Source organism: Serratia sp. 506_PEND, assembly GCF_001076875.1.
GTDB classification, from domain to species: Bacteria; Pseudomonadota; Gammaproteobacteria; order Enterobacterales; family Enterobacteriaceae; genus Serratia; species Serratia marcescens.
Genome location: NZ_JVEL01000342.1, coordinates 31,340 through 42,633 on the forward strand (window position 1 = coordinate 31,340; position 11,294 = coordinate 42,633).

The following is an 11,294-nucleotide window of genomic DNA, read 5'->3' on the forward strand; positions in this document are numbered from 1 at the left end:
CTATGTCATCTTCCCGTCCCGGTTTCGGCTGCAGCTGGTTGCCCTATGCGTTGGTGCTGCCGCAGCTGCTGATTACCGCCGTCTTCTTTTTATGGCCCGCCGGCGAAGCGCTGTGGTATTCGGTGCAGAGCCTCGATCCGTTCGGCCTGTCCAGCCAGTTTGTCGGGCTGGATAACTTTAAACAGCTGTTCCAGGATCCTTACTACCTCGACTCGTTCTACACCACGCTGATCTTCAGCTTCCTGGTGGCGGGCATCGGGCTGGCGGTTTCGCTGTTCTTCGCCGCGCTGGTGGACTACGTGCTGCGCGGCAGCCGCCTCTATCGCACGCTGATGATCCTGCCCTACGCGGTGGCGCCGGCGGTGGCGGCGGTGCTGTGGATCTTTCTGTTCAACCCCGGTCTGGGGCTGATTACCCATTTCCTCAACGGGCTGGGCTATAACTGGAACCATGCGCAAAACAGCGGCCAGGCGATGTTCCTGGTGGTGCTGGCCTCGGTATGGCAGCAGATAAGCTATAACTTCCTGTTTTTCCTCGCGGCGCTGCAGTCTATCCCGCGTTCGCTGGTGGAAGCGGCGGCCATCGACGGCGCCGGCCCGGTGCGGCGTTTCTTCCATCTGGTGCTGCCGCTGATCGCGCCGGTGAGCTTCTTCCTGCTGGTGGTCAATCTGGTGTACGCCTTCTTCGATACTTTCCCGGTGATCGACGCCGCCACCGGCGGCGGGCCGGTGCAGTCCACCACCACGTTGATCTACAAGATCTACCGTGAAGGCTTCGCCGGGCTGGATCTCTCCAGTTCCGCCGCGCAGTCGGTGATCCTGATGCTGCTGGTGATCGGCCTGACGGTGATCCAGTTCCGCTTCGTTGAACGTAAGGTGCGCTACCAATGATTGAGAATCGACGCGGGCTGGATGTCTTCAGCCATGTGATGCTGATTATCGGCGTGCTGGTGGTGCTGTTCCCGCTGTACGTGGCCTTTGTCGCCGCCACGCTGGACGACAAACAGGTGTTTCAGGTGCCGATGACGCTGGTGCCCGGCGGGCACCTGTGGGAGAACATCCGCAATATCTGGCAGGGCGGCGTGGGCAACCTCAAGGTGCCGTTCTCGCTGCTGTTGCTCAACAGCGTGATCATGGCGCTGGCGATCACCTGCGGCAAGATCGCGGTGTCGGTGCTGTCGGCTTACGCCATCGTGTATTTCCGTTTCCCGCTGCGCAGCCTGTTTTTCTGGCTGATTTTCCTCACCCTGATGCTGCCGGTGGAGGTGCGCATTTTCCCGACGGTGGAGGTGATCTCCAACCTCAACCTGCTGGACAGCTATACCGGCCTGACGCTGCCGCTGATGGCCTCGGCCACCGCCACCTTCCTGCTGCGCCAGTTCTTCATGACGCTGCCGGATGAGCTGCTGGAGGCGGCGCGCATCGACGGGGCCGGGCCGATGCGTTTCTTCTGGGACATCGTGCTGCCGCTGTCGAAAACCAATCTGGCGGCGCTGTTCGTCATCACCTTTATCTACGGCTGGAACCAATACCTGTGGCCGATCCTGATCACCAGCGATGCCTCGATGGGCACCGCGGTGGCGGGCATCAAGAGCATGATCTCCACTTCCGGCGCGCCGACCCAGTGGAACCAGGTGATGGCGGCGATGATTCTGACTTTATTGCCACCGCTGGCGGTGGTGCTTCTGATGCAGCGCTGGTTTGTGCGCGGTCTGGTTGATAGCGAGAAATAACGACGATGGCAGGATTAAAACTACAGGCGGTCACCAAGTCTTACGACGGTAAAACGCCGGTGATCAAACAGATCGACCTCGACGTGGCGGACGGTGAATTCATCGTGATGGTCGGCCCGTCCGGCTGCGGCAAATCCACGCTGCTGCGCATGGTGGCCGGGCTGGAGCGCACCACCAGCGGCGATATTTATATCGATACCCGGCGCGTGACCGATCTGGAGCCCAAGGATCGCGGCATCGCGATGGTGTTCCAGAACTACGCGCTCTATCCACACATGAGCGTGTACGACAACATGGCCTACGGCCTCAAGATCCGCGGTTTCGGCAAGGATCATATCCGCCAGCGGGTGGAGGAGGCGGCGCGCATTCTGGAGCTGGAGCCGCTGCTCAAGCGCAAGCCGCGCGAACTTTCCGGCGGCCAGCGCCAGCGGGTGGCGATGGGGCGCGCCATCGTGCGCGAACCGGCGGTGTTCCTGTTCGATGAACCCTTGTCCAACCTGGACGCCAAGCTGCGGGTGCAGATGCGCCTGGAGCTGCAGCAGCTGCACCGACGCCTGAAAACCACCAGCCTGTACGTGACCCACGATCAGGTGGAGGCGATGACGCTGGCGCAGCGGGTGATCGTGATGAACAAGGGCGTGGCGGAACAGATCGGCACCCCGAGCGAGGTATATCAGCGGCCGGCTTCGCTGTTCGTCGCCGGCTTTATCGGCTCGCCGGCGATGAACCTGCTGCCCGGCACCCTGAGCGCTGACGGCGGCCAGCTGCTGCTGACGGACGGCATGGCGCTGCCGTTGCCGGCGGCCAAGCCGCAGTGGGCGGGGCGGCCGTTGACGCTGGGCATTCGGCCGGAGCATATTCAGCTGGTGGCGCAAGGCCAGGGCGTGCCGCTGCAGCTGCAGACGTTGGAACTGCTGGGGGCCGACAATCTGGCGCACGGCCAGTGGGGCGGACACGGGGTGATCGCGCGGCTGTCGCATGAAACCTTGCCGGCGGCGGGCAGTACGCTATATTTGCAGCTGCCTGCTCAGGCGCTGCACTTCTTTGACACCCACAGCGGATTACGGATGGATTGATGACGAGACCCTGGCCTTACCCTCATATTGTCGCCCACCGCGGCGGCGGTTCTCTGGCGCCGGAAAACACCCTGGCGGCGATCGACGTCGGCGCGCGCCACGGCCACAAGATGATCGAGTTCGACGCCAAACTGGCGCAGGACGGACAAATTTTCCTGCTGCATGACGATACGCTGGATCGCACCAGCAACGGCTGGGGCGTGGCGGGCGAACTGCCGTGGGATAAACTGGTGCAGCTGGACGCCGGCAACTGGTATAGCTCGGCCTTCAAGGGCGAGCGGCTGCCGCTGCTGTCGGAGGTGGCGGAACGCTGCCGGGAACACGGCCTGATGGCCAATATCGAGATCAAACCGACCACCGGCAGCGACGATGAAACCGGCCGGGTGGTGGCGCTGGCGGCGCGGCTGCTGTGGCAAGGGCAGACCGACCCGTTGCTCTCCTCCTTCTCGGTGGAAGCATTGGCGGCGGCGCAACGCACCGTGCCGGATTTGCCGCGCGGCTTGCTGCTGGAGGACTGGGACGACAACTGGCGCGAGCTGACCGAACGTCTGGATTGCGTCTCGCTGCATATCGATCACAAAGCGCTGACCGCCGAACGGGTGAACGCGTTGAAAGACGCCGGGCTGCGCATTCTGGTGTATACCGTCAACCAACCGGATCGCGCGCGCCTGCTGCTCGACTGGGGCGTTGACTGCATTTGCACCGACCGGATAGATTTGATTGGCCCGGATTTTTAATCCGGCGCCGATAAATCCCGCGACGACAAGCCTTGCCGCCGCGCCAACGGAAGGAATGCGATGCCAGGCTTTATGATGTCACTGTGGCACCAGATCGTGCTGTCTTTACCGCTGTTCGCCCTGATCGCGTTGGGTTATGGGCTGATTCGCTGGGGGAAATGGCCCTCCAGCATCACCGATGGCCTGACGCGTTTCGTGTTTTCCCTCGCCTTGCCCGCCATGCTGTTTCGCATGATGTGCGACTTCTCGCAGCGCCCGGCGGTCGACGCCCGGCTGTTGATCGCGTTCTTCGGCAGTTGCCTGATCGTGTTCGTGCTTGGCCGCCTGGTCGCCCGGCACCTCTTCCGGCTGGATGGCGTCGCCGGATCGGTGTTTGCGCTGGGCGGTATTTTCTCCAATAACGTGATGCTCGGTTTACCGATCGCCAGCGTAATGCTGGGGCAGGCGGCGATCCCGTCGGTGGCGCTGGTGCTGGTGTTCAACGGCCTGATCCTGTGGACGCTGGTGACGGTGTCGATCGAATGGGCGCGCAACGGCTCGCCGACGCTGGGCGGCTTCGCTAAAACCGCGCGCAGCGTGCTGACCAACCCGCTGATCGTCGGCATTTTGTCCGGCACGTTGTTTAGCCTGACCGGCTTGCCGCTGCCGGACTTCGTCGATCGACCGGTCAGCATGCTCGGCCAGGTGGCGGCGCCGCTGTCGCTGGTGGTGCTTGGCATGGGGCTCGCCGAGTACCGCATCAGCGAAGGCTGGCAGCTGAGCAGCGCCATCTGCGTGCTGAAGTTGCTGGTACAGCCGTTGGTGATTTGGCTGCTGGCCTGGATGATGGATCTGCCGCCGATGGAGACCCGGGTTGTGGTGCTGCTTGGGTCGATGGCGGTGGGGGTGAACGTCTACCTGATGTCGCGCCAGTTCAATACGCTCACCGGCCCGGCCGCCACCAGCCTGGTGATGTCCACCGTGCTGGCGGCGATCACCACGCCGCTGATCCTCACCGTTATGGGCGTGCGGGCGTAGCCGGCAGCGGCGCCTGCGGCACCGCCGGCGCGGTGCGATTGAACGGATCGCGCGGCTGGTTGCCGTTAGGCAGCAGTTGCCCGCCGTTCGGCGTGGTTTGCAACAGCTGTTGCCGTTGATTGTCGAACTGTCGCTGTTGCTGCAGGCGGCGTTGATCCATCTGCCGGTTGTTCAACAAGCGCTGTTGCTGCGCCTGCTGGCTGTTTTGGTTGAGTAACTGCTGCTGTGAACGCAGGTCGGTTACGCCGTTGGCCGCCGCCGCCAACCCTGGCAGCAACAGCAGAGCGAACAGAATGTGAGATGTTTTCATGATGGTTACCTCGCCTTTTTACTAAGCCTAACCCAGCGGTGAAATTTTGCCGGTAGTTTGTCTTTTGTTCAGATGTAAACTGCCTTTCATCCCCTTATGCGTCCATCTTCCGTTACAATCGCCCTTTCGGTCTTTTTAGGGTGAACCCATCGTGCTGCTTTTGGTTATAACCACCATCCTGTGGGCGTTTTCTTTCAGCCTGATCGGCGAGTACCTGGCGGGCCATGTCGACAGCGGGTTCTCGGCGCTGGTGCGCATCGGGCTGGCGGCGCTGGTGTTCCTGCCGTTCCTGCGCTGGCGCAATATCAAGCCCAGGGTGATCCTGCTGTATATGCTGGTGGGCGCCTTCCAGCTGGGCATCATGTACCTGTTCAGCTTCCGCGCCTATCTCTACCTGACGGTGCCGGAATTCCTGCTGTTCACCGTGTTGACGCCGCTGTACATCACGCTGATCTACGACTTACTGAGCGGCCGCCGTCTGCGCTGGGGCTATGTGTTCAGCGCGCTGTTGGCGGTGCTGGGCGCGGCGATCATTCGCTATCACCAACTGAGCGAACACTTCTGGTGGGGGCTGCTGTTGGTGCAGGCGGCGAACATCAGCTTCGCCATCGGCATGGTCGGCTATAAGCGCCTGATGGAAGTGCACCCCTTGCCGCAGCACACCGCCTTTTCCTGGTTCTACCTGGGGGCGGCGGCGGTGGCGGTAGTGGCCTGGTTCCTGTGGGGCAATCCGCAGCAGTTGCCAACCACCAACCTGCAGTGGGGCGTGCTGATCTGGCTGGGCGTGGTGGCGTCGGGGCTGGGCTATTTCATGTGGAACTACGGCGCGACGCAGGTGGATGCCGGCACGCTCGGCATCATGAACAACATGCATGTGCCGGCCGGCTTGTTGGTCAACCTGGCTATCTGGCAGCAGCAGCCGCACTGGCCGAGCTTTATCATCGGCGGGGCGGTGATCGTCGCTTCGCTGTGGGTGCACCGCCGCTGGGTGGCGCCGAAACAGCTCGGCTAAACGGGGGGCCGACAGTTTATACGCCGGCCGCCAACGCTTTGGCGCCGGTCGCGCCGGGGCGTGCCGCATCGCGCACGAACGGCAGATGATCGCAGGCGTGCTGGCGGGCCGAGCGGATAAAGGCTTCGGTCACCGCCTGGCGCTGTTCGCCGTCGCGCACGGCGGCGTACAGGCGGCTCCACAGGCCGTCACCCAGGGTTTTGGTCACCACCAGCCCCTGCCGTTCGAAACTCTCCACTACCCAGTGCGGCAGCGCCGCAATCCCCATCCGCGCCGATACCATCTGGATCAGCAGCAGTGTGTTATCGACGTTCTTCAATGCCGGGTTAACGCCCGCCGGCTGCAGGAAATGCCGCCAGATATCCAGCCGCTGGCGCTGCACCGGGTAAATCAACAGCGTTTCATCGCTCAAGTCTTCCGGCTCGATGTGCGGCTTGCCGGCCAGCGGATGATCCGGCGCCAGCACCAGACGCACCTCGAAATCGAACATCGGCGAATAGTGCAGGCCGCTGCGCGGCAGAATATCCGACGTCATCACCAGATCCAGCTCGCCCTGTTGCAGGGCTGGCTGCGGATCGAAAGTCACGCCGGAAGTGAAGTCCATCACCACCTGCGGGAAACGCTGGCGGAAGTTGTCCAGCGCCGGCGTCAGCCACTGAATGCAGCTGTGGCATTCGATGGCGATGCGCAGCGTGGTCTGGTGCGGCTCGTGGCAGGCCTGCAGCGCCTGTTGGATCTGCGGCAGCACCTGTTCCGCCAGCTGCAGCAGGATCTCGCCCTGGGCGGTGAAGCGCAGCGGTTGGCTCTTGCGGACGAACAGCTTGAAGCCCAGACGTTGCTCAAGATCGCTGAACTGGTGCGACAGGGCAGATTGCGTCTGATGAAGTTGGGCCGCCGCCCCCGCCAGCGAACCGCTGTTTCGCAGAGCCTGCAGCGTCCGTAAATGTTTCAGTTCGATCATGAGAGTCCTTCACATTGACAGTGAATAAATTGCGCTTGTGGTTAATACAGTACCTGCTGATTATGGATGTGTAAACATCTGGACGGCTAAATGGGGAATATGACGATGGCAATTTTGAATCACATACTGGGTTTTCCTCGCGTTGGGCTACGACGTGAGCTGAAAAAAGCTCAGGAAAGCTACTGGGCCGGCAACTCAACACAGGAAGAGCTGTTGGCGGTTGGCCGCGAGCTGCGCGCTCGTCATTGGCAGCAGCAACAGCAGGCCGGGGTGGATTTGGTGCCGGTCGGCGATTTCGCCTGGTACGATCATGTGTTGACCACCAGCCTGCTGCTGGGCAACGTGCCGGCGCGCCATCAGAATGCGGATGGCTCTATTGATCTGGACACGCTGTTTCGCATCGGCCGTGGCCGCGCACCGACCGGCGAGCCGGCGGCCGCGGCGGAAATGACCAAATGGTTTAACACCAACTATCACTACATGGTGCCCGAATTCCAGCAAGGCCAGCAGTTCAAGCTGGGCTGGACTCAGCTGTTGGATGAAGTGGATGAAGCGCTGGCGCTCGGCCATCGCATCAAGCCGGTGCTGCTGGGTCCGCTGACCTATCTGTGGCTGGGGAAAGTGAAGGGTGAGCCGTTCGACCGCCTGTCGCTGCTGAAAGAGATTCTGCCTGTTTACCAGCAGGTGCTGGTCGAGCTGGCGAAGCGCGGCGTTGAGTGGGTGCAAATTGACGAGCCTGCGCTGGTGCTGGAGCTGCCGCAAGCCTGGCTGGACGCGTTCAAACCGGCTTACGATGCGCTGCAGGGGCAGGTGAAGCTGCTGTTGACCACGTATTTCGACAGCGTCGGCCATAACCTCGACACCATTCGCACGCTGCAAGTGCAAGGGCTGCACGTCGATCTGGTCGCCGGTCATGACGATATCGCCGTGCTGAGCGCCGCATTGCCGCAAGACTGGCTGCTGTCACTGGGGGTGATCAACGGCCGCAACGTTTGGCGCGCCGATCTGAGCCGCTGGTTTGAGCGTCTGCAGCCGCTGGTGGGTACTCGCCCGCTGTGGATTGGCTCCTCTTGTTCACTGTTGCACAGCCCGATCGACCTGAGCGTGGAAAGCCGTCTGGACGAAGAAGTGAAAAGCTGGTTCGCCTTCGCACTGCAAAAATGCGCCGAACTGGCGCTGTTGAGCTCGGCGCTGAACGCGCCTGACGCGGCGAAACAGGCTGAACTGGACGCCTACAGCGCACCGATCCGCGCCCGCCGTCAGTCGAGCCGTGTGCATAACCCACAGGTTGAGCGCCGGCTGGCCGCGATCACCGCGCAGGACAGCGAACGCCACAGCGCTTACGCCGAGCGCGCCAGGGCGCAGCGCGAGCGTTTCAACCTGCCGGCCTGGCCGACCACCACCATCGGTTCGTTCCCGCAGACCACCGAGATCCGCGGCCTGCGTCTCGACTTCAAACAGGGTCGTTTGGACGGCAATAACTACCGCACCAGCATCGGTGAGCACATCAAACAGGCGATTGTCGAGCAGGAACGTCTCGGGCTGGACGTGCTGGTGCACGGTGAAGCCGAGCGCAACGACATGGTGGAGTATTTCGGCGAGAACCTCGACGGCTTCGTGTTTACCCAGAACGGCTGGGTGCAGAGCTACGGCTCCCGCTGCGTGAAGCCGCCGGTCATCATCGGTGACGTCAGCCGCCCGGAAGCCATCACCGTCGAATGGGCCAAATTCGCCCAGTCGCTGACCGACAAACCGGTGAAAGGCATGCTGACCGGGCCGGTGACCATCCTGTGCTGGTCGTTCCCGCGTGAAGACGTGACCCGCGAAGTGATCGCCAAGCAGATTGCGCTGGCGCTGCGCGACGAGGTGGAAGATCTGGAAAAAGCCGGCATCGGCATCATCCAGATCGACGAACCTGCGCTGCGCGAGGGGCTGCCGCTGCGCCAATCCGACTGGGCCGCCTACCTGAATTGGGCGGTGGACGCCTTCAAACTGAATGCCGCCGTGGCGCGGGATGACACCCAGATCCACACCCACATGTGTTACTGCGAGTTCAACGACATCATGGACTCTATCGCCGCGCTGGACGCCGACGTGATCACCATCGAGACCTCGCGTTCCGATATGGATCTGTTGGAAGCCTTCAAAGAGTTCGAATACCCGAACGAAATCGGGCCGGGCGTCTACGACATCCACTCGCCGAACGTGCCGAGCGTGGAATGGATCGAAGCGCTGCTGCGTAAAGCGGCGCAGAACATCCCGGCGGAACGCCTGTGGGTCAATCCGGATTGCGGCCTGAAAACTCGCGGCTGGCCGGAAACCCGGCAGTCGCTGGCCAACATGGTATTGGCGGCGCAGCGCCTGCGCGAGCACGCGTGATGCCGTGCGGCGGATGAACCGCCGCTTATAGATTTACTGGTGTGATGATTGGGCGCTTCGGCGCCCTTTTTTATGCGAGGGACATTATTTGACGCCGTGCTGGGCGAACCACGCCAGCATGCGCTGCCAGCCGTCCTCCGCCGCTTCGGCGTTGTAGCTGGGGCGATAGTCGGCGTTGAATGCGTGCCCGACGCCAGGATATACCACGATTTCGGCCTCGGCGTTGGCGGCGCGGATCGCCTGACGCATGGTTTCCACCGTCTCCAGCGGAATGCCGCTGTCCTGCCCGCCATACAGCCCCAGCACCGGCGTTGACAGGTGGGTGGCGACATCGACCGGATGCTTCGGTGAATTCAGCGTTTTCTCGCCGACCAGTTTGCCGTACCAGGCGACCGCCGCCTTCAACTGCGGGTTGTGCGCCGCGTACAGCCAGGTAATGCGGCCGCCCCAGCAGAAACCGGTGATCGCCAGCTTGCCGGCGTCGCCGCCGTGGCGAATAGCCCAGTGCGCGGCGTGATCCAGATCGGACAACACCTGACGATCCGGCACCTTGGTCACCAACTGCTGGAACAGCTCGCCGATATCGCTGTAGTCATTGGCGTCGCCCTGGCGGAAATAGAGCTCGGGCGCGATCGCCAGATAGCCCTGCTTGGCCAGGCGACGGCACAGATCCTGAATGTGCTCATGGACGCCGAAGATTTCCTGCACCACCAGCACGATGGGAAAGGGGCCGTTATGGTCGGCGGGTTTGGCGACGTAGGCCGGCAGCGCGTCGCCCTGAGAAGGGATGGTCGTTTGCCCGGCGTGAATGCCCTGTTCGTCGGTGATAATCGCGGAGGTGGCCAACGGCGCGGCGGCCGGGGCGAATCCCCCCTGAGCCTGTTCTAATGTCATCACATGTTCGGTTTTCATTGCGGTCTCCGTGCAATAGAAAAAAGCGCTGAGATTAACTATAGGAAAGATTACCCATTATTGGCGCTGCGTGGCGCACTTTCGGACAAGTCGATAAAAAACGGCTAATTATCTGGCTTTGCGGCATTTTTAAGCGCTTTTTATCATGTTATTACGCGTTTTGGCCCGCGTAAGTGCCATAAGGTGCGTTAGAGGGCTTTTTTGTCCCTAAGCAACCGATAAGATGGGGGTATTTCGAATTGATGAGCTAAATAGTTTCAGCCGGCAATCAACGGGCAGGGAGCGGCAAGGTTTATTGGCTAGACTGAGGTTTAGCGGTGCATTCTGAATGCCTTATAGTGCTTTTTTTTGTGATGAAAATCACAAAAAATATGTAGCATGTAATTTGTTTCTCTTTTCATAGTGACTATCGTCACGAAATTAAACGGCGATTTTCAGTAGAGTGCTTTTTTGTTCCTCCCAATAAACATGATCCATGAGGAGTCTCATATGTCTCAGTCTGACGTTTTTCATCTCGGCCTCACCAAGAACGATTTACAAGGGGCCCAGCTTGCCATCGTGCCGGGCGATCCGCAGCGCGTAGAGAAGATTGCCAAGCTGATGGAAAATCCGGTGCATCTGGCCTCCCATCGTGAATTCACCACCTGGCGCGCAGAGCTGGACGGCAAGGCGGTGATCGTCTGCTCCACCGGTATCGGCGGCCCGTCTACCTCTATCGCGGTGGAAGAGCTGGCGCAGCTGGGCATTCGCACCTTCCTGCGCATCGGCACCACCGGCGCCATTCAGGCCAATATCAACGTCGGTGACGTGCTGGTGACTACGGCGGCGGTACGCCTCGACGGCGCCAGCCTGCACTTTGCGCCGATGGAGTTTCCGGCGGTCGCGGACTTCGCCTGCACTACCGCGCTGGTGGAAGCGGCCAAAGCCAGCGGCGCGACCACCCACATTGGCGTAACCGCTTCTTCCGATACTTTCTACCCGGGCCAGGAACGTTACGACACTTACTCCGGCCGCGTGGTCAGCCGTTTTAAAGGCTCGATGGAAGAGTGGCAGGCGATGGGCGTGATGAACTATGAAATGGAATCCGCCACGCTGCTGACCATGTGCGCCAGCCAGGGCCTGCGCGCCGGCATGGTGGCTGGGGTGATCGTTAACCGC

The 11,294-nt window shown here is 61.5% G+C and carries 11 protein-coding genes; 8 read left to right on the forward strand and 3 right to left on the reverse strand.

The window, feature by feature from the left end; genetic code table 11:
• The first annotated feature begins 2 nt into the window (after positions 1 to 2).
• The 5 genes from ugpA to ADK28_RS10975 are packed head-to-tail and all read left to right on the forward strand — an operon-like array spanning position 3 to position 4,562.
• Positions 3 to 890 carry a sn-glycerol-3-phosphate ABC transporter permease UgpA gene (ugpA, locus tag ADK28_RS10955; protein ID WP_015376293.1) on the forward strand — a complete coding sequence of 296 codons (888 nt, stop codon included), beginning with the start codon at positions 3 to 5 and terminating at the stop codon, positions 888 to 890.
• Entirely contained in the window at positions 887 to 1,732 is an 846-nt protein-coding gene (ugpE, locus tag ADK28_RS10960) for a sn-glycerol-3-phosphate ABC transporter permease UgpE (RefSeq protein WP_033638989.1), read from the forward strand. The genes ugpA and ugpE overlap by 4 nt, the downstream gene beginning before the upstream one ends.
• 5 nt (positions 1,733 to 1,737) lie before the next feature.
• Positions 1,738 to 2,808 (forward strand): sn-glycerol-3-phosphate import ATP-binding protein UgpC, encoded by a 1,071-nt coding sequence (locus ADK28_RS10965; RefSeq protein WP_033638987.1) that lies wholly within the window; start codon positions 1,738 to 1,740, stop codon positions 2,806 to 2,808.
• A complete protein-coding gene (ugpQ, locus tag ADK28_RS10970; protein ID WP_033638985.1) occupies positions 2,808 to 3,545 on the forward strand; it encodes a glycerophosphodiester phosphodiesterase in 738 nt (245 codons plus the stop codon). The genes ADK28_RS10965 and ugpQ overlap by 1 nt, the downstream gene beginning before the upstream one ends.
• A gap of 60 nt (positions 3,546 to 3,605) precedes the next feature.
• A complete protein-coding gene (locus ADK28_RS10975) occupies positions 3,606 to 4,562 on the forward strand; it encodes an AEC family transporter (protein WP_016929458.1) in 957 nt (318 codons plus the stop codon).
• Here ADK28_RS10975 and ADK28_RS10980 read toward each other — a convergent pair.
• Positions 4,543 to 4,872, reverse strand: a complete 330-nt coding sequence (locus ADK28_RS10980; protein WP_016929457.1) for a hypothetical protein — start codon at positions 4,870 to 4,872, stop codon at positions 4,543 to 4,545. The two genes, ADK28_RS10975 and ADK28_RS10980, sit on opposite strands and share 20 nt — an antisense overlap.
• A gap of 151 nt (positions 4,873 to 5,023) precedes the next feature.
• Here ADK28_RS10980 and ADK28_RS10985 point away from each other — a divergent pair, with 151 nt between their 5' ends.
• Complete coding sequence (locus ADK28_RS10985) at positions 5,024 to 5,884, forward strand: carboxylate/amino acid/amine transporter (RefSeq protein WP_016929456.1); 861 nt, start codon at positions 5,024 to 5,026, stop codon at positions 5,882 to 5,884.
• 16 nt (positions 5,885 to 5,900) lie between these two features.
• On the opposite strand, the gene metR is transcribed toward ADK28_RS10985, so the two are convergent.
• A complete protein-coding gene (gene metR, locus ADK28_RS10990; protein ID WP_016929455.1) occupies positions 5,901 to 6,845 on the reverse strand; it encodes an HTH-type transcriptional regulator MetR in 945 nt (314 codons plus the stop codon).
• A 90-nt stretch (positions 6,846 to 6,935) separates the two neighbouring features.
• On the opposite strand from metR, the gene metE reads away from it, so the two are divergent.
• Positions 6,936 to 9,224, forward strand: a complete 2,289-nt coding sequence (metE, locus tag ADK28_RS10995; RefSeq protein WP_082172279.1) for a 5-methyltetrahydropteroyltriglutamate--homocysteine S-methyltransferase — start codon at positions 6,936 to 6,938, stop codon at positions 9,222 to 9,224.
• Positions 9,225 to 9,308: 84 nt separating this feature from the next.
• Here the strand turns inward: metE and ADK28_RS11000 are convergent, their stop codons facing one another.
• Entirely contained in the window at positions 9,309 to 10,136 is an 828-nt protein-coding gene (locus tag ADK28_RS11000; protein WP_033638980.1) for a dienelactone hydrolase family protein, read from the reverse strand.
• Between the two features lie 489 nt (positions 10,137 to 10,625).
• Here ADK28_RS11000 and udp point away from each other — a divergent pair.
• A partial coding sequence (udp, locus tag ADK28_RS11005) for a uridine phosphorylase (protein ID WP_048795670.1) occupies positions 10,626 to 11,294 on the forward strand: 669 nt, incomplete at its 3' end.

Excerpts from the sequence above, each read along its gene's own strand:
- ugpQ (WP_033638985.1), top strand. The coding sequence starts at position 2,808 with ATGACGAGACCCTGGCCTTACCCTCATATTGTCGCCCACCGCGGCGGC.
- ugpA (WP_015376293.1), top strand. The coding sequence starts at position 3 with ATGTCATCTTCCCGTCCCGGTTTCGGCTGCAGCTGGTTGCCCTATGCG.
- metR (WP_016929455.1), bottom strand. The coding sequence starts at position 6,845 with ATGATCGAACTGAAACATTTACGGACGCTGCAGGCTCTGCGAAACAGC.
- ADK28_RS10965 (WP_033638987.1), top strand. The coding sequence starts at position 1,738 with ATGGCAGGATTAAAACTACAGGCGGTCACCAAGTCTTACGACGGTAAA.
- ADK28_RS10980 (WP_016929457.1), bottom strand. The coding sequence starts at position 4,872 with ATGAAAACATCTCACATTCTGTTCGCTCTGCTGTTGCTGCCAGGGTTG.
- ADK28_RS11000 (WP_033638980.1), bottom strand. The coding sequence starts at position 10,136 with ATGAAAACCGAACATGTGATGACATTAGAACAGGCTCAGGGGGGATTC.
- metE (WP_082172279.1), top strand. The coding sequence starts at position 6,936 with ATGGGGAATATGACGATGGCAATTTTGAATCACATACTGGGTTTTCCT.
- ugpE (WP_033638989.1), top strand. The coding sequence starts at position 887 with ATGATTGAGAATCGACGCGGGCTGGATGTCTTCAGCCATGTGATGCTG.
- ADK28_RS10975 (WP_016929458.1), top strand. The coding sequence starts at position 3,606 with ATGCCAGGCTTTATGATGTCACTGTGGCACCAGATCGTGCTGTCTTTA.